Raw genomic sequence first — 24,729 nt, 5'->3', positions numbered from 1 at the left:
GGCGGCTTATAACGCCGAGCGTTATGCGCCCTACGCCTGATCTTCTTCCTGATCTTCCAGCCAGATGCCGTTCTCATCTTCCCGGCAGGGCAACGCCTCCAGTACATCCCCCAGGCACGGCCCCTGGATGCACTCGCCTGTCTCGATCAGGAACAGCGCGCCATGGTGGCCGCACTGCAGCAGGCGTCCGCTGGCATCGAGGTACTGCTCAGCGTCGTAGCCCAGCGGGATTTCCCGGTGCGGGCAGCTGTTGCGGTAGGCATAGACACGGCCCTGGCGGCGCACGGCAAAGAGATTCAGGCCAGCGGCCTTGAAGCCCCGGCTCTGGCCTTCGGCCAGGTCATGCGGGGCGCAGAGCAGGATCATCCGGGTCTTCCATTCAGGTACGGCATCACGAGGCGGACATTATCCGCGCCTGCAGGGCGGTACCGGAAGAGGGTGCACTTCCGTGTGCTGAAGAGGGGCTGGGCTGGCGTCTTGCCAGCGAAAGCGGCGCCGACCTTAAGCCTCTCTGACATTTAATGCAAATAATTATCAAATAGATTTCCTGGTTTTCCTGTGGCAAGGTTCGTCCATGCTGCTGCGCCGCGGCAGGCTACCTTTCGAACGAGGAATTCTGCGATGACCACCCTGACTGCGCCGGCCTCCGAGCTGTACCGCGCCTGGCAAGCCCTGCGCGCCGAGAAGCCGCGCCTGCGCGCCCGCGATGCCGCGCAACACCTGGCCGTGAGCGAAGCCCAGCTGACTGCCTGCCGCCTGGGCGTGGACGCCGTGCGCCTGCGTACCGACTGGACCGAGCTGCTGCCGGCGCTGGGGGAGCTGGGCCAGATCATGGCGCTGACCCGCAACGAGCATTGCGTGCATGAGCGCAAGGGGCCGTACCGCGACGTGACCGTTTCCGCCAATGGCCAGATGGGCCTGGTGGTGTCTCCGGACATCGATCTGCGCCTGTTCCTCGGCGGCTGGGCCAGCGCCTTCGCCATCAGCGAGGAGACCGCCCACGGCATCCAGCGCAGCATCCAGGTGTTCGATCGCCAGGGCACCGCCGTGCACAAGGTCTTCCTCACCGAGCAGAGTGACCTCGCCGCCTGGGACCCGCTGGTGCGCAGCTTCACTGCCGCCGAGCAGAGCGCCGCACTCGACCTGGCCCCACTTGAGCCCAAGGCCGCGTCGCTGGCCGATGGCGAGATTGATGTCGCCGCTCTGCGCGAAGGCTGGTCGGCATTGAAGGACACCCACCACTTCTTCGCCCTGCTGAAGAAGCACAAGGTCCAGCGCACCCAGGCGCTGCGCCTCGCCGGCCGCGAGTGGGCCGAGCCGCTGGCTACCGTCGAACTGCCGCGCCTGCTGGAAGCAGCTGGGGTCAACCAGTTGCCGATCATGATCTTCGTCGGCAACGCCCACTGCATCCAGATTCATACCGGTACCGTGGAAAACCTCAAGTGGATGGACGACTGGTTCAACGTCCTCGACCCGCTGTTCAACCTGCACCTGAAAACCCCGGGCGTGGTCGAGCTGTGGCGCGTGCGCAAGCCCAGCAGCGACGGCGTGGTCACCAGCTGGGAAGCCTTCGATGCCCATGGTGAGCTGGTGCTGCAGGTGTTTGGTGCGCGCAAGCCCGGCGTTCCGGAACTGCAGAGCTGGCGCGAACTCGCTGAATCCTTCCCGGCACGCTGAGGACGACTCATGAAGACTTCCATGACTGCACGCGCGCTGTTCGCCGGCCTCTGCCTGACTGCCACCAGCGCGCTGGCCGACTCGTTGCCGCAACGCTGGGTGAGCGCCGGTGGTTCGCTGAGTGAATGGGTCGTCGCCCTGGGCGGCGAGGCCAAGCTGGTGGGCGTCGACACCACCAGCCTGCACCCGGCATCGCTTCACGCGCTGCCGAAGATCGGTTACCAGCGGCAACTCGCCGCCGAAGGCATCCTCGCGCTGAAACCGGACATCCTGCTGGGCAGCGAGGAGATGGGTCCGCCGCCGGTACTGCAGCAATTGCGTGCCGCCGGCGTGCGGATCGAGACGCTGTCGGCCACGGCTGACGAGAAAACCGTGCACAACACCATTCAGCGTCTGGGCGAACTGCTTGGTGCGCCAGACAAGGCCAGGCAGGTCGAGGCGGACTTCGATGCCCGCCTCGCCGCGCAGGACGCCTGGGTGAAGAAAGCCCAGTCCGCTCAAGCCGCGCCCGGTGTCGTCCTGCTGGTCGGGCACGCGGGCGGCAACCTGCTGGTGGCCGGGCAGGACACTGCCGGCGACTGGCTGATCCAGCATGCCGGCGGCCGCAACCTGGCGACCCACACCGGTTACAAGACGCTGTCCACCGAAGCCCTCACCGCGCTGAATCCACAGGTGGTGGTGCTCAGCGACCGTACCCTGGACGGTGACAAGGCCCGCGCCGCGCTGACCCAGCAGAACCCCGGACTGGCCGCAACCAGCGCGCTGCGTGACGGCCGCGTATTGGTGCTCGACCCGACCCTGCTGGTGGGCGGTCTCGGGCCGCGCATCCCGGACGGGCTGGCTAGCCTCTCCCAGGCCTTTTATCCTTCCGCGCAGGCCCTGAACACGGAAAGTCGTCCTTGACCCGGATCGTTACCGCTAGACCGCTGTTCCTGCTCCTCGGTTTCCTCCTGCTGCTGGTCGTCTGGCTCTCACTGGCTCTCGGGCCGGTGAGCCTGCCGCTGGGCGATACCCTGCGCGCGCTGGCGCGCATGGCCGGGCTACCAGTCTCTGCCGATGGCCTCGGCCAGGCCGAGCTGATCGTCGGGCAGATCCGCCTGCCGCGCACCTTGCTGGGCATTGCGACCGGGGGCGTGCTGGCGCTGGCCGGTGTGGCCATGCAGGGGTTGTTCCGCAACCCACTGGCCGATCCCGGCCTGATCGGTGTTTCGAGCGGTGCCGCGCTGGGGGCGGCCATCGCCATCGTCTTCGGTGCGTCCATCGGTGGATTGCCCGAGGCTTTCGCTCCTTACCTGTTGTCTGCATGTGCCTTTGCCGGCGGCCTGCTGGTGACGGCGCTGGTCTATCGCCTGGGGCGCCACAGCGGCCAGACCAGCGTGGCGACCATGCTGCTCGCCGGCATCGCGCTGACGGCGCTCGCGGGCGCACTGATCGGCCTGTTCACCTACCTCGCCGACGATGCCACCCTGCGCACCCTGACGTTCTGGAACCTTGGCAGCCTCAACGGCGCGAGCTACCCGCGACTGTGGCCGCTGCTGCTGATCACCCTGCTGGTGGCCTGCTGGCTGCCGCGCCGGGTGAATGCCTTGAATGCGCTGCTGCTGGGCGAATCCGAAGCGCGTCACCTGGGCTTCGACGTCGAGCGGCTGAAAGTCGAACTGATCCTCTGCACCGCGCTGGGCGTCGGGGCGGCGGTGGCTGCCGCCGGGATGATCGGCTTTATCGGTCTGGTGGTGCCGCATGTACTGCGCCTGATCGTCGGTCCGGACCACCGGGTGCTGCTGCCGGCCTCGATGTTCGGCGGCGCGATCCTGCTTCTGCTCGCCGACCTGATCGCGCGGCTGGCGCTGGCGCCGGCGGAACTGCCGATCGGCATCGTTACCGCGCTGATTGGTGCGCCGTTCTTCCTCTACCTGCTGATCCGGGGGCGTTCCTGATGCTGTGCGCAGACAAGCTGCTGGTGAAGCGCGGCGCCCAGACCGTCCTGCGGGAGGTGAGCGTGACGCTGCAGCCGGGCGAAGTGCTCGGCGTTCTCGGCCCCAATGGTGCGGGCAAGAGCACCCTACTTGGCGCCATGAACGGGGAACTACCGCTGGCCGGCGGATCAGTGAGCCTCGACGGCCGCCCGCTGGACTCCTGGCAAGGCACCGAGCGCGCACGCCGGTTGGCTGTTCTGCCGCAGTCGTCTTCGCTGAACTTCGCATTCCCTGTCGAGGCGGTGGTTGGCTTCGGACGCTTGCCTCACGACAGTGGCCGCCAGCGCGACGAGGAAATCATCCGCGAAGCCATGGTCGCCGCCGATGCTTCGCACCTGGCCGGGCGCAGCTACCTGGCGCTCTCCGGCGGAGAACGCCAGCGGGTGCATCTGGCCCGCGTGCTGGCCCAGTTGTGGCCGGGCGGGGCGGAACAGGTGCTGCTGCTGGATGAGCCGACCTCGGCGCTCGACCCGCTGCACCAGCACACTACGCTGCAAGCTGTGCGCGATTTCGCCGGGCGCGGCGCGGCGGTGCTGGTAATCCTGCACGACCTGAATCTTGCGGCGCGTTACTGTGATCGCCTGCTGCTGCTGCACGAGACACGCGCGCATCTGCTCGGCACGCCTCGCGAAGTGCTGCAGGCCGAGCCGCTGCGCACTGTCTTCGGCCTGGATGTGCTGGTGCAGGAGCACCCGGAACGCGGCCATCCGCTGATCATCGCGCGCTGAAGGGAGTCGCCATGAAGAAAGTCCTGCTCGTCCCGCTGCTGGCTATTCTCACCGCCTGCCAGGGTCAGGTGAGCGTGCCGCCGCTACCGGTCTGGCAGAGCCCGGAAGGGCGCGGCAGTGCCGAGCTGGGCGTAATCCGCGATCTGCGTAGCGGTGAAGAGCTGTCGCCAGCGCAACTGCTCGACCGACTGGCTGCCGCGCCGCGGGTGATAGTCGGCGAACAGCACGACAACCCCGATCACCATGCACTCGAGCTCTGGCTGGCGCGCGCACTGGCCGATCGCCGCCCGACTGGCAGCGTGCTGCTGGAGATGCTCAACCCCGATCAGCAGAGCGCCGTGACCGCTGCCCAGTCCTCGGCGGCGAAGGGTGATACGCCGAAAGACCTGATCGGTGCGCTGCGCTGGCAACCAGGCTGGGACTGGTCGCAGTACGGCCCGCTGGTGACCTGGCTGGTGAAGCAGCCGGCGCCGTTGCTGGCGGCCAACCTGGATCGCAGCGAGATCATGGGCATCTACCGGGGCAAGCCTGAATTGCAGGGCCCGGCCTCCACGGCCGCTCCGGTGCGCGATGCATTGCTGCAGGACATCCGTGATTCCCATTGTGGCCTGCTGCCGGACAGTCAGCTGCCGGCGATGCTGGCAGTGCAGCAGCAGCGCGATCGGCGCCTGGCCGAACGTTTCAAGGCGGCGCCCGCCCCCTCTCTGCTGATTGCCGGCGGCTTCCACGCGCGCCGTGACCTGGGTGTTCCGCTGCATCTACAGGATCTGGGCGCAGCACAAGGGCTGAAGGTGGTGATGCTGGCGGAAGTCGGCAGAGTGGTGGAGCCGGCCCAGGCGGACTTCGCCTGGTACACACCGGCGCAGCCGCCGACGGATTACTGCGCGCAGATGCGCGGCAATATGTGAAGGGGCCGAAAGGCCCTTTTTCATGAGTGGATGAAGGACGGTCGTGGCAGAAATCGCGGGCAAAAAAAGACCCGGCAAAGTGCCGGGTCGAAACCGTGATTAGCCTGATGAGGAGATAATCTGAAGAGTCCGACTGCGTGGTCTCTCGAGCTTATCCAACTGGCCTCGCAGCCAGTGGTTGTAATAATAACCATTATCATTTGAGAGTCAACACCTTTTCTTCGACCGATCCGAAGATTTTCTGGTGGACGTGAATGCGCCGCGCGAAGGAAAAAATCGAGGCAAAAAAAGACCCGGCAAAGTGCCGGGTCGAAACCGTGATTAGCCTGATGAGGAGATAATCTGAAGAGTCCGACTGCGTGGTCTCTTGAGGTTATCGATCTGGCCTCGCGACCAGATGACTCAATAATAATCATTATCATTTGAGAGTCAACCTCTTTTCTGCAGATTTTTTCTCGCCCGCGAAATTCCGCCTGCACAAACGAAAAAGCCCGGCGCTGGGCCGGGCTTTCTCAGGTGGAAGCGGATCAGTCGGCCTGGCGTTGCAGACGCAGCTGGGTGACTTCCTTGTTCAGCAGGTCAATGCGCCGCGCCATGCCTTCGATGAGGCTGTGGGCGATGCGCGGGTTGCTCTGCATCAGGCTGAGGAACTGGTCCTTGGGGATCACCATCACGGTGCACGGCTCACTGGCGATCACCGAGGCGCTGCGTTTCTCGCGGGTGAACACGGCCATGGCGCCGAAGATCTCGTCCTTCTGCACATCGCCGACCTTCTGCCCGTCGACGAAGGCTTCGGCGTGGCCCTCGATGATGATGAACACGTGCTCGGCGTCGTCACCCTGCTGGATCAGCTGGGCGCCGGCGGCGAAGTGCTGGAAGCCGGTGGCCGGGCGAATCTCCGGCTGCTTGAGGTGCGCCAGGGCATCCGACAGCAGCGCGGTGTGGCCGATCAGGTAGTGCAGGAACTGCTCCTGACGCTGTTCGTGGCTGTGGATATGGCGGAACACGTCGCTGCGCGAATAGGGAATCAGGCACAGCGGCTCTTCGCTGACATAGCGGCAGGGCGGCAGCTCGATGCCCTGGCGCAGGCCGACCAGGTCGCCTTCCTGCAGGTAGAACAGCGGGCGTTCATCCACCAGGGCATGGACCAGACCGTTCTCGATGAGGAACAGATGCTTGCCGGGCAGCTCGCCCTCCAGATCGTCGGAGCGCTCCAGGCGAATGGCTTCGCCTGCGGGCTCAAGGCCGGCGAGCAATTGCGCCGGAATGCCCTGCAGCCGATTGATCAGTCGATCGGCATAGGCGGGTTGTTCACCGAGTAGGTACATGGCCGTAATTCCTTGATATGGCGACGGTCGAGGGCGCACGAAGGGCCCTGAAACCATAAGCGGACAGGTACCTTGCGTAAACATTTTCACACAGAGCTTGTGAGCTAGCTCTTGTTACGTGCGGGAAATGTCTCAAGCTCGCCAAGAAGAGCAGCCTTGTGCGCGGGCGGCAGGTCGTTCCAGTGCACATCCAGCAGCGCGCCCTCGATGGCATAGAGCAGCACTTTCGAGGCGCGGAAGCCCCTTGCGCGCACGGCCCGATAGGCGCCGACCGCCCCCAGACGGCGCAGATCGCTGGCGCTGTGAATGCCCACGGCATGCAGCCATTGGGCGGAGGTCTTGCCTAGGTTCTTCAGGTGCAGCAGTTCGTCGTTCATCGTCTGTCCTTGCGATGGGCGCGATGGGTGTCGGGTCTTGAAGGGGCCGAGAACTGCTCGTAGCGGCCGGACACTCAGAAGGAAGTGTAGCGGTGACTGGGAAAAACGTGGCTTTGTGACATCGCCATGAATGCGGGGCAGGGCGTTGTCGTCGTCGAAGGCTGGTCGTGCGGCGTGGCCAACGGCCGGAAATCGCCGCGCGGGGCGACTCCGGCCGACAGGCGGTGGATCAGAGGCCGGGTAGGCGCTGGCGGATGCTGGCGACCAGGGCGTCGAGGCTGGCGGCGTCCGGAGTGTCGACGCGCTTGCTGTGTTGTTGCTCCTCGGCGCTGAGATCGTCGCGGCTGGCCAGTTGTGCCTGGACGACTTCCAGGGTGGCGTCGGACGGGTCGTTGCCGTCGTTCTGGCGCTGGGCCAGCCAGCCGGCGATCACGGCTTCCGGTGCGTGGCAGTCGAGGATCAGGAAGGGCACGCCGGTTTCCTCGGCAATTTCCCACGCGGCGGCGCGCTGCTCGCGCTTGAGGAAGGTGGCGTCCAGCACGACCGGGTAGCCGGCACGCAGAATGTCCACGGCCAGTTCGTTGAGGCGCTGGTAGGTCGCGGTGGTGGCGTCGGTGTCATAGATGCCGCTCTTGAGCTGGCCTTGCTGATCGGCCTTCTGTTCGCCGAACAGGCGCTTGCGCTCCACGTCCGAGCGCAGGCGCACGGCGCCCAGCGCTTCCACCAGGCGCAGGGCAACCTGACTCTTGCCGACCGCGGAAACGCCGACGGTGACAGCCAGGAAGCGCGAGGGAATGGCACTGTAGCTTTCCGCCAGGTTGGCGTAGTTGCGGTACTGGCGCAGGGTCGCGGCCTTCTGTACGGCGTCGGTCTGGTGCGCCAGGCTGAACAGCGCGATCTTGGCGCGGACCAGAGCGCGGTAGGCCTTGTAGAAGTTCAGCAGGGCCAGAGACTGGTAGTCGCCGGTGTATTCCAGGTACTGGCTGACGAAGCGCCGCGACAGGCATTTCAGGCCACGGTCTTCCAGGTCCATGGCGAGGAAGGCGTAATCGGCAGTGACGTCGGTGAAACGGAACGGCTCGTTGAACTCGATGCAGTCGAACAGTACGGCCTTGCCGTCGATGATCGCGGCGTTACCCAGGTGAATGTCGCCATGGCATTCGCGGATGAAACCGTTCGCCTTGCGCTGCTCGAACACGCTGTGCAGGCGTTCGAAGCTGGATTCTGCCCAGGCTTCCAGGGCGTCGAGCTGTTGCAGGTCGACCTTGTCGGAGAGCATCGGGCGAATCTGCTCGAAGTTCTGCCGCACGGGCGCCATGCAGGCTTCCGGGGTACCCAGCGGGTGCTCGGTAGGTACGATGGGGGTGCGCAGGTGGAAGTCGGCGATCTGCTTGGCCAGCCCGTCGATGTGCGCGGAACCCAGTTCTCCGCGTGCCTGCACCTCGCTGAGCAGCTGGGTTTGCGGGAATTCGCGGCACTGGAGCATGTACTCGATGGCCGGGCCTTCACCGTTCAGCTGCGGTGCGCTCTCGCTGCCGGTGATGGCGATCACGTCAAGGTACAGACCGTCGGTCAGGCGCTGGTTCAGGCGCAGCTCTTCCTCGCAGAAGTGCTTGCGCTGGGCGAGGTCGGTGAAGTCGAGGAAGCCGAAGTTCACCGGCTTCTTGATCTTGTAGACGTAGGAGCCAGTAAGCAGCACCCAGGAAATGTGGGTTTCGATGACACGGAAACCTTCGACCGGATGAGGGAAGAGGGTGGGATTCTGCAGGGCTGCGAGTAAGGTCTGGCTCACGTGATGTCCTTTCCGGTCGAATTTCTGAAGGCAGGCATTATGGCGGCTGGGTCGGTAGCTGCAAACTCTGCGGCCGACCGGCAACCAAATGGCCATCGTGGGGTCATAGCTCGGCGACTGCCGTAACCGCGAGATGCGCGGCAGTTCGCATCAAGCCTGGACGCCCGCTGGAGTGGCGTCTGTCTCCTGTGGATAAAGTACGTATAATGCGCCGCCATGACGCGTCCCCGATCTTCCAAACCTCGTAAAAAAAGCGGCAAATCGTCGCCTGCCATGCGCAAGTGGCTGGGCTGGGCTCTTAAGCTCAGTCTGGTTGGCGTGGTGGTGCTGGCCGGTTTTGCCGTGTACCTCGATGCGGTTGTCCAGGAGAAGTTCTCCGGCAAACGCTGGACCATTCCCGCCAAGGTCTATGCCCGGCCGCTGGAACTGTTCGTCGGCCTGAAACTGGGCAAGGACGACTTCCTGCGCGAGCTGGATGCCCTGGGCTATCGGCGCGAGACTTCGGTCGCAGGTCCGGGCGCGGTGTCGGTGGCCGGCAATGCCGTCGACCTGAACACACGCGGCTTCCAGTTCTATGAAGGTGCCGAGCCGGCGCAGCGCATTCGCGTGCGCTTCTCCGGCGACTATGTGGCCGGCCTGAGCCGCGCCAACGGTGGCGACCTCGCTGTCGCGCGCATGGAGCCGCTGCTGATTGGCGGCCTGTACCCCGCGCACAACGAAGACCGCATCCTGATCAAGCTCGACCAGGTGCCGCCGTACCTGATCGATACTCTGGTCGCCGTGGAGGACCGTGACTTCTGGACCCACCACGGGGTTTCGATCAAGTCCATCGCTCGCGCCGTCTGGGTCAACGCCAGCGCCGGCCAGTTGCGCCAGGGCGGCAGCACGCTGACCCAGCAGCTGGTGAAGAACTTCTTCCTGACCAACGAGCGCAGCCTGTCGCGCAAGCTCACCGAAGCCATGATGGCGGTGCTGCTTGAACTGCATTACGACAAGCGCGAAATCCTCGAGGGCTACCTCAATGAGGTGTTCCTCGGCCAGGACGGCCAGCGTTCGGTGAACGGCTTCGGCCTCGCCAGCCAGTACTTCTTCAGCCAGCCGCTGTCGGAGCTCAAGCTGCCCCAGGTGGCTCTGTTGGTCGGCATGGTGAAAGGGCCCTCCTATTACAACCCGCGCCGCAATCCCGAGCGTGCGCTGGAGCGCCGCAACGTCGTGCTCGACGTGCTCGCCGAGCAGGGCGTGATCACTGCCGACGAGGCCGCTGCCGCCAAGCAGACGCCGCTGGGGGTGACTCGCCAGGGCAGTATGGCCAACAGTTCCTATCCGGCGTTCCTCGACCTGGTGAAACGCCAGCTGCGCGAGGATTACCGCGACGAGGACCTGACCGAAGAAGGTCTGCGTATCTTCACCAGCTTCGACCCCATTCTGCAGATGAAGGCCGAGTCCGCCGTCAGCGAAACCTTCAAGCGTCTCGAAGGCCGCAAGGGCGTTGCCGAAACCGAAACCGCGATGGTCGTGACCAACCCGGAAACCGGTGAGATCCAGGCGCTGCTCGGCAGTCGTGATCCGCGCTTCGCTGGCTTCAACCGCGCTGTCGATGCGGTACGGCCAATCGGTTCGCTGGTCAAGCCGGCGGTCTACCTGACCGCACTGGAAAAGCCGAGCCAGTACACCCTGACCAGCTACATCCAGGACCAGCCGTTCCAGGTGAAGGGCAAGGATGGCCAGGTCTGGACGCCGAAGAACTATGAAGGCACCGCCAACGGCACGATCTTCCTCTACCAGGGGCTGGCTCGTTCGCTGAACCTGTCCACTGCCAGGCTGGGTCTTGACCTGGGCGTACCGAACGTTCTGAAGACGCTGGAGCGCCTGGGCGTTTCGCCGAACTGGCCGGCCTATCCGTCGATGCTGCTGGGCGCCGGTGCACTGAGCCCGATGCAGGTGGCGACCATGTACCAGACCATCGCCAGCGGCGGTTTCAACACGCCGCTGCGCAGTATTCGCAGCGTGCTGGCGGCCGACGGTCAGCCGCTCAAGCGTTATCCGTTCCAGGTCCAGCAGCGCTTCGATCCGGGCGCCATCTACCTGCTGCAGAGCGCCATGCAGCGCGTGATGCGCGAGGGCACCGGCCGCTCCGTCTACAACCAGTTGCCGGCGTCCCTGACCCTGGCGGGCAAGACCGGCACCACCAACGACTCCCGCGATAGCTGGTTCTCCGGCTTCGGTCAGGACCTGCTGGCGGTGGTGTGGATCGGTCGCGATGACAACGGCAAGACGCCGCTCACCGGTGCCACCGGTGCGCTGCAGATCTGGACCAGTTTCATGCGCAAGGCCAATCCGGCACCGCTGGACATGCCGATGCCGGATAATGTCGTGCAGGCCTGGGTCGATCCGCATACCGGGCAGGGCACTGACGCCAACTGCCCCGGTGCAGTACAGATGCCTTATATTCGAGGAAGCGAGCCTGCGCTGGGCGCAGGTTGCGGAAACCAGACGCCGGCCGGCGAAGTCATGGACTGGGTGCGCGGCTGGTTGAACTGATGCAAGAGGATTGGAAGTGAGAAAAGCTTGGTTTGCAGCGTCGGCGACTCTGGCGCTTCTGTCCGGTTGCGCGTCCCCGCAGCACGGTGCGATTCCCGTGCAGGACTCCGGTACCTCCGTCTCCAACTCGGAGCGCGTCGGCCGCAGCGGTGGCAACACCCAGGCGCCGGTGCGCGCTGGTGCCGGCCAGAGCATTCCGCAGGGTGACTCCGGCGTTACCGTGATGGTCCCGCAGGATGCCGGCATGGCGCCGATCCAGACCTTCCCCGCACAGACCGGCGCCGCGCCGATCAGCACCGCGCCGATGACCACGTCTCCGGGGGCTGCCGGCTCGACCTATTCTTCGCAGCAGCCGATCTCCACCAGTGGTGGTATCACCTCCAATGGTGGTTTCCAGTCGCAGACCTACCAGCAGCCGGCGTACCAGACCCAGCAGGCCGCGCCGTCGAGCCAGGGCAGCACCTACCAGGGGCCGTCGGGGATTCCGCGGAGCAACTCCGGCCTGTCGGCGGACGAGCAACTGGATGGACCGGTGCTTGCGCTACTGACCTCCGCTTCGCAGCAGCAGGGTGGTGGTGATCTGAACGGCGCTGCCGCGAGCCTGGAGCGTGCCCAGCGCATCGCACCGCGCGAGCCGCAGGTTCTCTACAAGCTGGCCCAGGTTCGCCTGGCCCAGGGCGATGCCGCGCAAGCCGAACAGGTCGCGTTGCGCGGCCTGTCGCTGGCCAATGGTCGCCCGACCATGCAGGCCAGCCTGTGGGATCTGATCGCCAAGTGCCGTGACCAGCAGGGCAACGCTGCCGGCGCTGCCGAAGCGCGTCAGAAAGCCAAGGTGACCCTGTAATGGACACGCGCGTGCTGGCTGTTGCCGATCAGTTGCTGTTGATAGAACGGGAGTTGCGTACGATCGGGATGTGGGGAGTCGAGAGCCCGTCGACGGACAGGCTTTCCAGCATCGAACCCTTCTGCGTGGACACACTGGCGCTGGAGGAGTGGCTGCAGTGGATCTTTCTGCCGCGGATGAAACTGATCATCGAGAGCGGCGCGGATCTGCCCAGTGCTTCGGGTATCCGCGCCATCGCGGAAATGGCTTACGCCAATGAGGGCGCGCGCGTGGCGGCGCTGCTGGATGCGCTCGGCGCCTTCGATCAGCTGATCAGCCCGACGCCCTGAGCGGGCGTCAGTTGCAGTTCTCGCGAATGCTCTTTTCGCTGTCCGCGATGCGCCCCTGACGTTCCTCTTCGGTGATCCGGCGCAGGTCACCATTGCCGTCGTCCACGCGGACGCGCGGGTTGTTCTTCAGTTGGGCCACGTCGGCGCGCAGCTTCTCGCATTGCTGGACTCGCTCGGCTTCCTGCTGCGCCACTTCCTGGCGCACCTTCTCGTCGGCGGCCTTCTGCTTTTCGTCTGCGCTGGGTGGCAGCGTCGGCTTGGCGGCGGCCGGCGGCGGGAAATTGCTGCTGGCCTTGGGCGGCGCGGTATTGGTGTTCACGGTGGCGGCATCGGTGCCTTCCGGCGGCTGAGCGCCGAAATGGGTGATGCCCTGGGCATCGACCCACTTGTAGACCTGCGCGGCCATCACGGTCGGGGCCAGTGCGAGCAGCAGGCTGCCCAGGAAAATCGTCCGTCGCATGCTTTGTCGATCCTTGGGATGCGGAGTCTGTCGGTAACTATAACCAAATCGTGCGCTTATTCACTCTGAGAAAGTTCACATCCCCGCTTCATTCAAAGCCATATATGGCTTGACTTGGCCGCTTCGTTTCAGAAGAATCCAAGGTTCGCTGCAGTGGGCCGGCCGCAAGCTGGTTTTACTCGGCAGACAAGAGGTGCTACCCGCGCCGCAAAGTTTCACCCTGTTTCGCGTTACCTCGCGCTGGGTGGAGGCTCTCCGTAACACAAACAGGAGCGCCTCCAGGTTCTGCTCAATCGGCAGTCGACGTAGCCGGCGATTACATTCGCCCATGTCTGCCGGGCAGCCATCCAAGTCGGTCCCCCACGTTGGGGGTTTCCGTATATAGCGTTCTAGAGGTGACAACGTGGAACTTTTATCCGGCGCTGAAATGGTCGTCCGCTCCCTGCGTGACGAAGGCGTTAAGTACATCTACGGGTACCCGGGCGGTGCCCTCCTGCATATCTACGACGCTCTCTTCAAAGAGAACGAAGTAACCCACATCCTGGTTCGCCACGAGCAGGCCGCCACCCACATGGCCGACGGCTATGCGCGCGCCACCGGTAAGCCGGGCGTGGTGCTGGTGACCTCCGGTCCCGGCGCGACCAACGCCGTCACCGGCATCGCTACCGCCTACATGGACTCCATCCCGATGGTGGTGATCTCCGGCCAGGTAGCGAGCAACATGGTCGGCACCGACGCGTTCCAGGAAACCGACATGGTCGGTATCTCCCGTCCGATCGTGAAGCACAGCTTCATCATCAAGCATCCGTCGGAAATCCCAGAGGTCATCAAGAAGGCCTTCTATATCGCCCAGTCCGGCCGTCCCGGTCCGGTGGTGATCGATATTCCGAAGGACATGGGCGATCCGACCCAGAAGTTCGAGTACAACTACCCGAAGAAGGTCAAGCTGCGCTCCTACAGCCCGGCGGTCCGTGGCCACTCCGGCCAGATCCGCAAGGCTGCCGAGATGATGCTGGCTGCAAAGCGCCCGATCATCTACGCCGGTGGTGGCGTGATCATGGGCAATGCCGCCGAGCCGCTGACCGAAGTCGCACGCATGCTCAACGTGCCGGTCACCAATACCCTGATGGGTCTGGGTGGCTATCCGGGTACCGATCGCCAGTTCGTCGGCATGCTCGGTATGCACGGCAGCTACACCGCGAACCTCGCGATGCATCACGCGGACGTGATCTTCGCTGTCGGCGCACGCTTCGACGACCGCGTGATCAACGGCGAGACCGCTGCCAAGTTCTGCCCGAACGCCAAGATCATCCACGTCGACATCGACCCGGCCTCGATCTCCAAGACCGTCAAGGCCGACATCCCGATCGTTGGTCCGGTGGACAGCGTCCTGACCGAAATGGTCGCGATCCTCAAGGAAATCGGCGAGACCCCGAACAAGGAAGCGCAAGCTGCCTGGTGGAAGCAGATCGAGGAATGGCGCGGCACCCGTGGGCTGTTCCCGTACAACATGGGCGACGGCAGCATCATCAAGCCGCAGACCGTGATCGAGACCCTCTGCGAAGTCACCAACGGTGATGCCTTCGTCGCTTCCGACGTGGGCCAGCACCAGATGTTCGCGGCGCAGTACTACCGCTTCAACAAACCCAATCGCTGGATCAACTCCGGTGGCCTGGGCACCATGGGCTTCGGTTTCCCGGCCGCCATGGGTGTGAAGCTGAACTTCCCCGAAGCCGACGTCGCCTGCGTGACCGGTGAAGGCAGCATCCAGATGAACATCCAGGAGCTGTCCACCTGCCTGCAGTACGACCTGCCGGTGAAGATCGTCAACCTGAACAACGGTGCGCTGGGCATGGTCCGCCAATGGCAGGACATGCAGTACAACAGCCGTTATTCGCACTCCTACATGGAATCGCTGCCGGACTTCGTCAAGCTGGCTGAAGCGTATGGCCACGTCGGCATGCGCATCACCGACCTGAAGGACCTGAAACCGATGATGGAAGAAGCCTTCGCGATGAAGAATCGCCTGGTCTTCCTCGACATCCAGGTCGATACCAGCGAGCACGTCTACCCGATGCAGATCCGCGGTGGTGCGATGCGCGACATGTGGCTGAGCAAGACGGAGCGTACCTGATCATGCGACACATCATTTCCCTGCTGCTGGAAAACGAACCCGGCGCGCTCTCCCGCGTGGTCGGCCTGTTCTCCCAGCGCAACTACAACATCGAAAGCTTGACCGTCGCCCCCACCGAGGACCCGACGCTGTCGCGCCTGACCCTGACCACCGCCGGTCAGGATGAGGTCATCGAGCAGATCACCAAGAACCTCAACAAGCTCATCGAGGTGGTAAAACTGGTGAACCTCTCGGAGAGCGCGCACATCGAGCGCGAGCTGATGCTGGTGAAAGTGAAGGCCACCGGCGCCCAGCGCGCCGAGGTCAAGCGCACCACCGACATCTTCCGCGGCCAGATCGTCGACGTCACCAGCAGCGTCTACACCGTGCAGCTGGCCGGTACCAGCGACAAGCTGGACAGCTTCATCCAGGCCGTCGGCACCGCGTCGATCCTCGAAGTTGTCCGCAGTGGCGTCACCGGTATTGCCCGTGGCGACAAGACTCTCAGCATCTGATTTGAAATACGGCCCACGAGGCCAACTGACAGGGGATTACCCAAATGCGCGTTTTCTACGATAAAGACTGTGACCTCTCCATCGTTCAGGGCAAGAAAGTTGCCATCATCGGTTACGGTTCCCAGGGCCACGCCCACGCCTGCAACCTGAAAGACTCCGGCGTCGACGTTACCGTCGGCCTGCGTGCGGGTTCTTCCTCCGTTGCCAAGGCACAGAACCACGGCCTGAAAGTCGCCGAAGTGGCTGAAGCCGTTGCCGCTGCCGACCTGGTCATGATCCTGACCCCGGACGAATTCCAGGGCCGCCTGTACAAGGATGAGATCGAGCCGAACCTGAAGAAGGGCGCTACCCTGGCCTTTGCTCACGGCTTCTCCATCCACTACAACCAGGTCGTACCGCGCGCTGACCTCGACGTGATCATGATCGCGCCGAAAGCTCCGGGCCACACCGTGCGCTCCGAGTTCGTCAAGGGCGGCGGCATCCCTGACCTGATCGCCATCTACCAGGACGCTTCGGGCAATGCCAAGAACGTCGCTCTGTCCTACGCCTGCGGCGTTGGCGGCGGCCGTACCGGCATCATCGAAACCACCTTCAAGGACGAGACCGAAACCGACCTGTTCGGCGAGCAGGCTGTTCTGTGCGGCGGTTGCGTCGAGCTGGTGAAAGCCGGTTTCGAAACCCTGGTCGAAGCCGGTTACGCTCCGGAAATGGCCTACTTCGAGTGCCTGCACGAACTGAAGCTGATCGTTGACCTCATGTACGAAGGCGGCATCGCCAACATGAACTACTCGATCTCGAACAACGCCGAATATGGCGAGTACGTGACCGGTCCTGAAGTCATCAACGCCGAATCCCGTCAGGCCATGCGCAATGCTCTGAAGCGCATCCAGGACGGCGAATACGCCAAGATGTTCATCTCCGAAGGCGCCACCAACTACCCGTCGATGACCGCCAAGCGCCGTAACAACGCCGCTCACGGTATCGAAGTCATCGGCGAGCAGCTGCGCGCCATGATGCCGTGGATCGCTGCCAACAAGATCGTCGACAAGACCAAGAACTAAGGTCCTTTCGACGAACGAAGAAACGCGGCGCTTGCCGCGTTTTTTCGTTTAGGGGCGGTGATCTGGTATAAAGCGGGGGCGTCGGGTGAGTCTGCGCAGTAGCGTGCCCCGGCGAATCTCAGCCTCAACGAGTTCTCAAGGAATCGTCCATGAGTGAAGGTCACGAGGAGCCGAACAAGGCTTCCGACACCGAAGAAAGTCTGCTGCCCATCGATGAGCACATCGAAGAGGGCCATGACGCCGAAGGTCGCAAGGTTCGTCATCGCGGCATCTACCTGCTGCCCAACCTGTTCACCACCGCGGCACTGTTCACCGGCCTCTACGCCATCATCAATGCCATGAACGGCGACTTCTCCAACGCCGCCATCGCCATCTTCGTCGCCATGGTCCTCGACGGCCTCGACGGTCGCGTGGCCCGCCTGACCAATACCCAGAGTGCTTTCGGCGCCGAGTACGACTCGTTGTCCGATATGGTCGCCTTTGGTGTCGCGCCGGCACTGGTCGCCTTCGAGTGGGCGCTGAGCAGTCTGGGCAAGGTCGGCTGGATGGTCGCCTTCATCTATGTGGCGGGTGCGGCGCTGCGCCTGGCGCGCTTCAATACCCAGGTGGGCAAGGCCGACAAGCGCTACTTCATTGGTCTGGCCAGCCCGGCCGCCGCAGCGCTGGTTGCCGGTACGGTGTGGGCGTTCGCCGACTTCGACGTGCAGGGTGCCAAGGTTTCCCTGCTGGTTGCCCTGATGGTCGCTGCCGCCGGCATGCTGATGGTCAGCAACATCAAGTACTACAGCTTCAAGGATCTCGACCTGCGTGGTCGCGTGCCGTTCATGGCGATCCTGGTGGTGGTGCTGGCATTCGCGGTGGTCTTCACCGACCCGCCGCGCATCCTGCTCCTGCTGTTCCTTGCTTACGCCACCTCCGGCCCGGTGCAATACTTGTTGCAATTGCGCCGTCGCAAGCAGCCGCCTGCCGTGTAATTTCCAGCGGGCTCCGCAGTCTACTGGCGCATACAGCCAGTCGTTGCGGAGCCCGTCATGCTGATCAAGTCGTCCCGCCTTTCCGATTGCCACGAATCGGAAGTCACTCCCGAATCCCTCTATCTCTCCCGTCGCCACTTTCTCGGTGGTGCGATGGCGGTTGCCGCGTTATCCGGATTACCGCGTCTGAGTCTCGCCGATGGCGGTCGCTATGCCGATGTGGCCCAAGCGGCTGCTCCTTCCTGGTTGGCGGAGAAGCTGTCGGCTACCCGCTGGGATGCCGTGACAGTGAAAGATGAAGCCATCACGCCGTTCAAGGATGCGACCACTTACAACAACTTTTATGAGTTCGGCCCCGACAAGGGCGATCCTGCCGCCAATGCCGGCGCGCTGAAGACCGAGCCGTGGTCGGTGGTGATCGATGGGGAAGTGGGCAAGCCTGGCAAGTATGGGCTCGAAGACTTCATCAAGCCCTATCAGTTGGAGGAACGCATCTACCGGCTGCGCTGTGTCGAGGCCTGGTCGATGGTGATTCCCTGGATTGGTTTCCCGATATCCGACCTGATTAAGCGCGTGGAGCCGACCAGCAAGGCGAAGTACGTGCGCTTTGAAACCCTGGTGGATCGAAAGGACATGCCTGGTGTGCAGTCCAATTTCGCCTTGATCGACTGGCCTTACGTAGAAGGGCTGCGCATGGATGAGGCAATGCATCCATTGGCGATATTGGCAGTCGGCATGTATGGCCGGGTGCTGGCGAACCAGAACGGAGCACCGCTTCGCCTGGTGGTGCCGTGGAAATATGGTTTCAAGGGCGCCAAGTCCATTGTGCGGATCAGCTTCGTCGAGGAGCAGCCGAAGACCACCTGGCAGAGCCTGGCCTCGGATGAGTACGGCTTCTATGCCAACGTCAATCCAGCCGTTGACCATCCGCGCTGGAGTCAGGCGCGCGAGCGTCGCCTGCCCAGTGGACTATTCAGCCCCAATGTTCGTCCCACCCTCATGTTCAACGGCTATGCCGATGAAGTCGCTCCGCTCTATGCAGGCATGGACCTGAGGAAGGATTACTGATGCGCTATCCGTTCTGGCGGGCCGGGGTGTTTCTGGCTGCGTTGCTGCCGCCGCTTTATTGGCTGTACCAGGCGTGGATCTTCGATCTTGGCCCGGATCCGGGCAAGGCGTTGGTCGACCTGCTGGGGCAAGGCGGCCTGGTCCTGTTGCTCATAACCCTGACCATGACTCCCCTGCAGAAGATTACCCGCTGGGGAGGCTGGGTACAGGTCCGTCGGCAGCTGGGGCTATGGTGCTTCACCTATATAGTGCTGCACCTGAGCGCCTATGCCGTCTTCATTCTGGGGCTGGACTGGGCGCAGTTGGGCGTCGAACTGCGCAAGCGTCCCTATATCATTGTCGGGGTCGTTGCCTTCCTCGGCTTGCTCTCCCTGGCGATCACTTCCAACCGCTACAGCATGCGGAGGCTGGGGACGGGCTGGAAGAAACTGCATCGACTGATATATGTCATCCTCGGTCTGGGATTACTCCATATGCTGTGGGTCGTACGGTCCGATCTGGAGCGCTGGGCGATCTATGCAGCCATAGGCCTGGTCCTGCTGCTCTTGCGGGTGCCGCCAGTGGCCCGGCGTTTGCCGTTGTTGCGGGGCCGTCTGGCTGCTAACTGAAGAAAGTTTAAATTAGTCGTTGACGGCCGATTTAAACTCCCTATAATGCGCACCACTCTCAGCGACGAAGCGCTGAAAGAACTTGAAAATCAAGTACTTACAAAGGTTCGAAGTTGAGGGTAGTGGTCAGGCAGGTGATTCACTTGCCGCTCTTCATTAGCTGCTCCGGCAGCGAGCTGAAAAGAAGATCACCGAGGTGGTTGACAGCGAGTTTGATCGCTGTAGAATGCGCCTCCCGCTGATGAGAAGGTTTCCTTCGCTGAAGCACAAGCGATTGAGTAGAAAAGAAATTTTCGAAAAATAAAGCTTGACGAAAGATGAGGTTAGCGTAGAATGCGCGCCTCGGTTGAGACGAAAGCCTCAGCCAAACGCTCTTTAACAAGTTGAATCAAGCAATTCGTGTGGGTGCTTGTGATGTAAGACTGATGATCGACTGATTATCAGCAACGCAAGTAACACTCGTGAATTCGAGAGTTTTAGCTCTTTAAATAGAGCATGCGATTGCTGAGCCAAGTTTAGGGTTTTCTCAAAACCCAAGCAGTATTGAACTGAAGAGTTTGATCATGGCTCAGATTGAACGCTGGCGGCAGGCCTAACACATGCAAGTCGAGCGGATGATGGGAGCTTGCTCCCGGATTCAGCGGCGGACGGGTGAGTAATGCCTAGGAATCTGCCTGGTAGTGGGGGACAACGTTTCGAAAGGAACGCTAATACCGCATACGTCCTACGGGAGAAAGCAGGGGACCTTCGGGCCTTGCGCTATCAGATGAGCCTAGGTCGGATTAGCTAGTTGGTGGGGTAAAGGCCTACCAAGGCGACGATCCGTAACTGGTCTGAGAGGATGATCAGTCACACTGGAACTGAGACACGGTCCAGACTCCTACGGGAGGCAGCAGTGGGGAATATTGGACAATGGGCGAAAGCCTGATCCAGCCATGCCGCGTGTGTGAAGAAGGTCTTCGGATTGTAAAGCACTTTAAGTTGGGAGGAAGGGCAGTAAGTTAATACCTTGCTGTTTTGACGTTACCAACAGAATAAGCACCGGCTAACTTCGTGCCAGCAGCCGCGGTAATACGAAGGGTGCAAGCGTTAATCGGAATTACTGGGCGTAAAGCGCGCGTAGGTGGTTTGGTAAGATGGATGTGAAATCCCCGGGCTCAACCTGGGAACTGCATCCATAACTGCCTGACTAGAGTACGGTAGAGGGTGGTGGAATTTCCTGTGTAGCGGTGAAATGCGTAGATATAGGAAGGAACACCAGTGGCGAAGGCGACCACCTGGACTGATACTGACACTGAGGTGCGAAAGCGTGGGGAGCAAACAGGATTAGATACCCTGGTAGTCCACGCCGTAAACGATGTCGACTAGCCGTTGGGATCCTTGAGATCTTAGTGGCGCAGCTAACGCGATAAGTCGACCGCCTGGGGAGTACGGCCGCAAGGTTAAAACTCAAATGAATTGACGGGGGCCCGCACAAGCGGTGGAGCATGTGGTTTAATTCGAAGCAACGCGAAGAACCTTACCTGGCCTTGACATGTCCGGAATCTTGCAGAGATGCGAGAGTGCCTTCGGGAATCGGAACACAGGTGCTGCATGGCTGTCGTCAGCTCGTGTCGTGAGATGTTGGGTTAAGTCCCGTAACGAGCGCAACCCTTGTCCTTAGTTACCAGCACGTTATGGTGGGCACTCTAAGGAGACTGCCGGTGACAAACCGGAGGAAGGTGGGGATGACGTCAAGTCATCATGGCCCTTACGGCCAGGGCTACACACGTGCTACAATGGTCGGTACAGAGGGTTGCCAAGCCGCGAGGTGGAGCTAATCCCATAAAACCGATCGTAGTCCGGATCGCAGTCTGCAACTCGACTGCGTGAAGTCGGAATCGCTAGTAATCGTGAATCAGAATGTCACGGTGAATACGTTCCCGGGCCTTGTACACACCGCCCGTCACACCATGGGAGTGGGTTGCTCCAGAAGTAGCTAGTCTAACCGCAAGGGGGACGGTTACCACGGAGTGATTCATGACTGGGGTGAAGTCGTAACAAGGTAGCCGTAGGGGAACCTGCGGCTGGATCACCTCCTTAATCGAAGATCTCAGCTTCTTCATAAGCTCCCACACGAATTGCTTGATTCACTGGTTAGACGATTGGGTCTGTAGCTCAGTTGGTTAGAGCGCACCCCTGATAAGGGTGAGGTCGGCAGTTCGAATCTGCCCAGACCCACCAATTGTTGTGGTGTGCTGCTGATCCGATGGGGCCATAGCTCAGCTGGGAGAGCGCCTGCTTTGCACGCAGGAGGTCAGGAGTTCGATCCTCCTTGGCTCCACCATTAATCGTCGAAAGCTCAGACATGAATGTTCAAGATGAACGAACATTGATGTCTGGTCTTTGTGCCAGAACTGTTCTTTAAAAATTTGGGTATGTGATAGAAGTAGACTGAATAATCTCTTTCACTGGTGATTATTCAAGTCAAGGTAAAATTTGCGAGTTCAAGCGCGAATTTTCGGCGAATGTCGTCTTCACGTTCGAGACAATAACCAGATTGCTTGGGGTTATATGGTCAAGTGAAGAAGCGCATACGGTGGATGCCTTGGCAGTCAGAGGCGATGAAAGACGTGGTAGCCTGCGATAAGCTTCGGGGAGTCGGCAAACAGACTTTGATCCGGAGATCTCTGAATGGGGAAACCCACCTAGCATAAGTTAGGTATCTTGCACTGAATACATAGGTGTAAGAGGCGAACCAGGGGAACTGAAACATCTAAGTACCCTGAGGAAAAGAAATCAACCGAGATTCCCTTAGTAGTGGCGAGCGAACGGGGATTAGCCCTTAAGCTTCTTTGAATCTAACAGAACGCTCTGGAAAGTGCGGCCATAGTGGGTGATAGCCCCGTATGTGAAAGGTTCTTTGAAGTGAAATCGAGTAGGACGGAGCACGAGAAACTTTGTCTGAATATGGGGGGACCATCCTCCAAGGCTAAATACTACTGACTGACCGATAGTGAACCAGTACCGTGAGGGAAAGGCGAAAAGAACCCCGGAGAGGGGAGTGAAATAGAACCTGAAACCGTATGCGTACAAGCAGTGGGAGCCTACTTTGTTAGGTGACTGCGTACCTTTTGTATAATGGGTCAGCGACTTATATTCAGTGGCGAGCTTAACCGTATAGGGAAGGCGTAGCGAAAGCGAGTCTTAATAGGGCGTTTTAGTCGCTGGGTATAGACCCGAAACCGGGCGATCTATCCATGAGCAGGTTGAAGGTTAGGTAACACTGACTGGAGGACCGAACCCACTCCCGTTGAAAAGGTAGGGGATGACTTGTGGATCGGAGTGAAAGGCTAATCAAGCTCGGAGATAGCTGGTTCTCCTCGAAAGCTATTTAGGTAGCGCCTCACGTATCACTCCAGGGGGTAGAGCACTGTTTCGGCTAGGGGGTCATCCCGACTTACCAAACCGATGCAAACTCCGAATACCTGGAAGTGTCAGCGTGGGAGACACACGGCGGGTGCTAACGTCCGTCGTGAAAAGGGAAACAACCCAGACCGTCAGCTAAGGTCCCAAAGTTATGGTTAAGTGGTAAACGATGTGGGAAGGCTTAGACAGCTAGGAGGTTGGCTTAGAAGCAGCCACCCTTTAAAGAAAGCGTAATAGCTCACTAGTCGAGTCGGCCTGCGCGGAAGATGTAACGGGGCTCAAACCATACACCGAAGCTACGGGTGCATCGCAAGATGCGCGGTAGAGGAGCGTTCTGTAAGCCTGTGAAGGTGAGTTGAGAAGCTTGCTGGAGGTATCAGAAGTGCGAATGCTGACATGAGTAACGACAATGGGAGTGAAAAACTCCCACGCCGAAAGACCAAGGGTTCCTGCGCAACGTTAATCGACGCAGGGTTAGTCGGTCCCTAAGGCGAGGCTGAAGAGCGTAGTCGATGGGAAACAGGTTAATATTCCTGTACTTCTAGTTACTGCGATGGAGGGACGGAGAAGGCTAGGCCAGCTTGGCGTTGGTTGTCCAAGTTTAAGGTGGTAGGCAGAGATCTTAGGTAAATCCGGGGTCTTAATGCCGAGAGCTGATGACGAGTCATCTTTTAGATGATGAAGTGGTTGATGCCATGCTTCCAGGAAAAGCTTCTAAGCTTCAGGTAACTAGGAACCGTACCCCAAACCGACACAGGTGGTTGGGTAGAGAATACCAAGGCGCTTGAGAGAACTCGGGTGAAGGAACTAGGCAAAATGGCACCGTAACTTCGGGAGAAGGTGCGCCGGCGAGGGTTAAGGATTTACTCCGTAAGCCCATGCCGGTCGAAGATACCAGGCCGCTGCGACTGTTTATTAAAAACACAGCACTCTGCAAACACGAAAGTGGACGTATAGGGTGTGACGCCTGCCCGGTGCCGGAAGGTTAATTGATGGGGTTAGCGAAAGCGAAGCTCTTGATCGAAGCCCCGGTAAACGGCGGCCGTAACTATAACGGTCCTAAGGTAGCGAAATTCCTTGTCGGGTAAGTTCCGACCTGCACGAATGGCGTAACGATGGCGGCGCTGTCTCCACCCGAGACTCAGTGAAATTGAAATCGCTGTGAAGATGCAGTGTATCCGCGGCTAGACGGAAAGACCCCGTGAACCTTTACTGTAGCTTTGCACTGGACTTTGAGCCTGCTTGTGTAGGATAGGTGGGAGGCTTTGAAGCGTGGACGCCAGTCTGCGTGGAGCCATCCTTGAAATACCACCCTGGCATGCTTGAGGTTCTAACTCTGGTCCGTTATCCGGATCGAGGACAGTGTATGGTGGGCAGTTTGACTGGGGCGGTCTCCTCCTAAAGAGTAACGGAGGAGTACGAAGGTGCGCTCAGACCGGTCGGAAATCGGTCGTAGAGTATAAAGGCAAAAGCGCGCTTGACTGCGAGACAGACACGTCGAGCAGGTACGAAAGTAGGTCTTAGTGATCCGGTGGTTCTGTATGGAAGGGCCATCGCTCAACGGATAAAAGGTACTCCGGGGATAACAGGCTGATACCGCCCAAGAGTTCATATCGACGGCGGTGTTTGGCACCTCGATGTCGGCTCATCACATCCTGGGGCTGAAGCCGGTCCCAAGGGTATGGCTGTTCGCCATTTAAAGTGGTACGCGAGCTGGGTTTAGAACGTCGTGAGACAGTTCGGTCCCTATCTGCCGTGGACGTTTGAGATTTGAGAGGGGCTGCTCCTAGTACGAGAGGACCGGAGTGGACGAACCTCTGGTGTTCCGGTTGTCACGCCAGTGGCATTGCCGGGTAGCTATGTTCGGAATAGATAACCGCTGAAAGCATCTAAGCGGGAAACTAGCCTCAAGATGAGATCTCACTGGGAACTTGATTCCCCTGAAGGGCCGTCGAAGACTACGACGTTGATAGGTCGGGTGTGTAAGCGCTGTGAGGCGTTGAGCTAACCGATACTAATTGC

19 protein-coding genes, 2 tRNA genes and 2 rRNA genes (1 of these 23 cut by a window edge) are annotated in these 24,729 nt (G+C 61.0%); 18 read left to right on the top strand and 5 right to left on the bottom strand.

The window, feature by feature from the left end; genetic code table 11:
* Nucleotides 1–30 precede the first annotated feature (30 nt).
* On the bottom strand, nucleotides 31–366 hold the full coding sequence (locus IB275_RS26045; RefSeq protein ID WP_192292605.1) for a Rieske (2Fe-2S) protein: 336 nt from the start codon (nucleotides 364–366) through the stop codon (nucleotides 31–33).
* A gap of 255 nt (nucleotides 367–621) precedes the next feature.
* Here IB275_RS26045 and IB275_RS26040 point away from each other — a divergent pair, with 255 nt between their 5' ends.
* Genes IB275_RS26040 through IB275_RS26020 form a run of 5 tightly spaced genes read left to right on the top strand, consistent with a single transcriptional unit; the run spans nucleotide 622 to nucleotide 5,289 of the window.
* Complete coding sequence (locus IB275_RS26040; RefSeq protein WP_192292602.1) at nucleotides 622–1,677, top strand: hemin-degrading factor; 1,056 nt, start codon at nucleotides 622–624, stop codon at nucleotides 1,675–1,677.
* A 9-nt stretch (nucleotides 1,678–1,686) separates the two neighbouring features.
* Nucleotides 1,687–2,580, top strand: coding sequence for a heme/hemin ABC transporter substrate-binding protein (locus tag IB275_RS26035; RefSeq protein ID WP_192292599.1), 894 nt, complete (start codon nucleotides 1,687–1,689; stop codon nucleotides 2,578–2,580).
* A gap of 50 nt (nucleotides 2,581–2,630) precedes the next feature.
* The gene (locus tag IB275_RS26030; protein WP_192293625.1) at nucleotides 2,631–3,614 is read left to right on the top strand and encodes a FecCD family ABC transporter permease; all 984 of its coding nucleotides are present in this window, start codon (nucleotides 2,631–2,633) and stop codon (nucleotides 3,612–3,614) included.
* The gene (locus IB275_RS26025) at nucleotides 3,614–4,381 is read left to right on the top strand and encodes a heme ABC transporter ATP-binding protein (protein WP_192292596.1); all 768 of its coding nucleotides are present in this window, start codon (nucleotides 3,614–3,616) and stop codon (nucleotides 4,379–4,381) included. The genes IB275_RS26030 and IB275_RS26025 overlap by 1 nt, the downstream gene beginning before the upstream one ends.
* An 11-nt stretch (nucleotides 4,382–4,392) precedes the next feature.
* A complete protein-coding gene (locus IB275_RS26020) occupies nucleotides 4,393–5,289 on the top strand; it encodes a ChaN family lipoprotein (protein ID WP_192292593.1) in 897 nt (298 codons plus the stop codon).
* A 527-nt stretch (nucleotides 5,290–5,816) separates the two neighbouring features.
* Here IB275_RS26020 and IB275_RS26015 read toward each other — a convergent pair.
* From IB275_RS26015 to IB275_RS26005, 3 genes are all read right to left on the bottom strand, one after another.
* Nucleotides 5,817–6,617 carry a cyclic nucleotide-binding domain-containing protein gene (locus tag IB275_RS26015; RefSeq protein ID WP_192318834.1) on the bottom strand — a complete coding sequence of 267 codons (801 nt, stop codon included), beginning with the start codon at nucleotides 6,615–6,617 and terminating at the stop codon, nucleotides 5,817–5,819.
* A 104-nt stretch (nucleotides 6,618–6,721) separates the two neighbouring features.
* Complete coding sequence (locus IB275_RS26010) at nucleotides 6,722–6,994, bottom strand: TfoX/Sxy family protein (RefSeq protein ID WP_045216847.1); 273 nt, start codon at nucleotides 6,992–6,994, stop codon at nucleotides 6,722–6,724.
* A 229-nt stretch (nucleotides 6,995–7,223) separates the two neighbouring features.
* Nucleotides 7,224–8,786 carry a bifunctional aminoglycoside phosphotransferase/ATP-binding protein gene (locus IB275_RS26005; protein WP_192292587.1) on the bottom strand — a complete coding sequence of 521 codons (1,563 nt, stop codon included), beginning with the start codon at nucleotides 8,784–8,786 and terminating at the stop codon, nucleotides 7,224–7,226.
* A gap of 216 nt (nucleotides 8,787–9,002) precedes the next feature.
* Here IB275_RS26005 and mrcB point away from each other — a divergent pair, with 216 nt between their 5' ends.
* From mrcB to IB275_RS25990, 3 genes are read left to right on the top strand one after another with little or no spacing between them, the layout of a single operon-like run.
* The gene (gene mrcB / locus IB275_RS26000) at nucleotides 9,003–11,327 is read left to right on the top strand and encodes a penicillin-binding protein 1B (RefSeq protein WP_192292584.1); all 2,325 of its coding nucleotides are present in this window, start codon (nucleotides 9,003–9,005) and stop codon (nucleotides 11,325–11,327) included.
* A 16-nt stretch (nucleotides 11,328–11,343) separates the two neighbouring features.
* Nucleotides 11,344–12,171, top strand: coding sequence for a tetratricopeptide repeat protein (locus tag IB275_RS25995; protein ID WP_081520735.1), 828 nt, complete (start codon nucleotides 11,344–11,346; stop codon nucleotides 12,169–12,171).
* Nucleotides 12,171–12,500: a YqcC family protein gene (locus IB275_RS25990; RefSeq protein WP_192292581.1), complete on the top strand. Its 330-nt coding sequence runs from the start codon at nucleotides 12,171–12,173 to the stop codon at nucleotides 12,498–12,500. The genes IB275_RS25995 and IB275_RS25990 overlap by 1 nt, the downstream gene beginning before the upstream one ends.
* 7 nt (nucleotides 12,501–12,507) lie before the next feature.
* Here the strand turns inward: IB275_RS25990 and IB275_RS25985 are convergent, their stop codons facing one another.
* Nucleotides 12,508–12,960 (bottom strand): DUF4124 domain-containing protein, encoded by a 453-nt coding sequence (locus IB275_RS25985; RefSeq protein WP_192292578.1) that lies wholly within the window; start codon nucleotides 12,958–12,960, stop codon nucleotides 12,508–12,510.
* 403 nt (nucleotides 12,961–13,363) lie between these two features.
* Between IB275_RS25985 and IB275_RS25980 the strand changes: the two genes are divergently transcribed.
* From IB275_RS25980 to IB275_RS25935, 10 genes are all read left to right on the top strand, one after another.
* A complete protein-coding gene (locus tag IB275_RS25980) occupies nucleotides 13,364–15,094 on the top strand; it encodes an acetolactate synthase 3 large subunit (RefSeq protein ID WP_081520738.1) in 1,731 nt (576 codons plus the stop codon).
* A 2-nt stretch (nucleotides 15,095–15,096) separates the two neighbouring features.
* Complete coding sequence (gene ilvN / locus IB275_RS25975; protein WP_081520739.1) at nucleotides 15,097–15,588, top strand: acetolactate synthase small subunit; 492 nt, start codon at nucleotides 15,097–15,099, stop codon at nucleotides 15,586–15,588.
* A gap of 44 nt (nucleotides 15,589–15,632) precedes the next feature.
* On the top strand, nucleotides 15,633–16,649 hold the full coding sequence (gene ilvC, locus IB275_RS25970; RefSeq protein WP_017516327.1) for a ketol-acid reductoisomerase: 1,017 nt from the start codon (nucleotides 15,633–15,635) through the stop codon (nucleotides 16,647–16,649).
* 149 nt (nucleotides 16,650–16,798) lie between these two features.
* A complete protein-coding gene (pssA, locus tag IB275_RS25965; protein ID WP_017516328.1) occupies nucleotides 16,799–17,623 on the top strand; it encodes a CDP-diacylglycerol--serine O-phosphatidyltransferase in 825 nt (274 codons plus the stop codon).
* Between the two features lie 57 nt (nucleotides 17,624–17,680).
* Complete coding sequence (msrP, locus tag IB275_RS25960; protein WP_192292574.1) at nucleotides 17,681–18,691, top strand: protein-methionine-sulfoxide reductase catalytic subunit MsrP; 1,011 nt, start codon at nucleotides 17,681–17,683, stop codon at nucleotides 18,689–18,691.
* Nucleotides 18,691–19,299 (top strand): protein-methionine-sulfoxide reductase heme-binding subunit MsrQ, encoded by a 609-nt coding sequence (gene msrQ, locus IB275_RS25955; protein WP_192292571.1) that lies wholly within the window; start codon nucleotides 18,691–18,693, stop codon nucleotides 19,297–19,299. The genes msrP and msrQ overlap by 1 nt, the downstream gene beginning before the upstream one ends.
* Nucleotides 19,300–19,844: 545 nt before the next feature.
* Nucleotides 19,845–21,381: ribosomal RNA gene (locus IB275_RS25950) — 16S ribosomal RNA — on the top strand.
* Nucleotides 21,382–21,445: 64 nt separating this feature from the next.
* A tRNA-Ile gene (locus tag IB275_RS25945) sits at nucleotides 21,446–21,522 on the top strand.
* Nucleotides 21,523–21,549: 27 nt separating this feature from the next.
* Nucleotides 21,550–21,625, top strand: a tRNA-Ala gene (locus IB275_RS25940).
* A gap of 229 nt (nucleotides 21,626–21,854) precedes the next feature.
* Nucleotides 21,855–24,729: ribosomal RNA gene (locus IB275_RS25935) — 23S ribosomal RNA — on the top strand; it runs 17 nt beyond the window's last position.
* Together the 16S and 23S rRNA genes with 2 tRNA genes alongside form the textbook arrangement of a ribosomal RNA operon.

This window comes from Pseudomonas sp. PDM21, from assembly GCF_014852505.2.
In the GTDB taxonomy this organism is placed as follows: Bacteria; Pseudomonadota; Gammaproteobacteria; order Pseudomonadales; family Pseudomonadaceae; genus Pseudomonas.
The sequence above is the reverse complement of the archived record's forward strand: the minus strand, read 5'-3'. Positions and strand labels throughout refer to the sequence as shown.

Coding starts and splice junctions, on each gene's coding strand:
- IB275_RS26045 (WP_192292605.1), bottom strand. CDS start 366: ATGATCCTGCTCTGCGCCCCGCATGACCTGGCCGAAGGCCAGAGCCGG.
- IB275_RS26040 (WP_192292602.1), top strand. CDS start 622: ATGACCACCCTGACTGCGCCGGCCTCCGAGCTGTACCGCGCCTGGCAA.
- IB275_RS26035 (WP_192292599.1), top strand. CDS start 1,687: ATGAAGACTTCCATGACTGCACGCGCGCTGTTCGCCGGCCTCTGCCTG.
- IB275_RS26025 (WP_192292596.1), top strand. CDS start 3,614: ATGCTGTGCGCAGACAAGCTGCTGGTGAAGCGCGGCGCCCAGACCGTC.
- IB275_RS26020 (WP_192292593.1), top strand. CDS start 4,393: ATGAAGAAAGTCCTGCTCGTCCCGCTGCTGGCTATTCTCACCGCCTGC.
- IB275_RS26015 (WP_192318834.1), bottom strand. CDS start 6,617: ATGTACCTACTCGGTGAACAACCCGCCTATGCCGATCGACTGATCAAT.
- IB275_RS26010 (WP_045216847.1), bottom strand. CDS start 6,994: ATGAACGACGAACTGCTGCACCTGAAGAACCTAGGCAAGACCTCCGCC.
- mrcB (WP_192292584.1), top strand. CDS start 9,003: ATGACGCGTCCCCGATCTTCCAAACCTCGTAAAAAAAGCGGCAAATCG.
- IB275_RS25990 (WP_192292581.1), top strand. CDS start 12,171: ATGGACACGCGCGTGCTGGCTGTTGCCGATCAGTTGCTGTTGATAGAA.
- IB275_RS25985 (WP_192292578.1), bottom strand. CDS start 12,960: ATGCGACGGACGATTTTCCTGGGCAGCCTGCTGCTCGCACTGGCCCCG.
- ilvN (WP_081520739.1), top strand. CDS start 15,097: ATGCGACACATCATTTCCCTGCTGCTGGAAAACGAACCCGGCGCGCTC.
- ilvC (WP_017516327.1), top strand. CDS start 15,633: ATGCGCGTTTTCTACGATAAAGACTGTGACCTCTCCATCGTTCAGGGC.
- pssA (WP_017516328.1), top strand. CDS start 16,799: ATGAGTGAAGGTCACGAGGAGCCGAACAAGGCTTCCGACACCGAAGAA.
- msrP (WP_192292574.1), top strand. CDS start 17,681: ATGCTGATCAAGTCGTCCCGCCTTTCCGATTGCCACGAATCGGAAGTC.
- msrQ (WP_192292571.1), top strand. CDS start 18,691: ATGCGCTATCCGTTCTGGCGGGCCGGGGTGTTTCTGGCTGCGTTGCTG.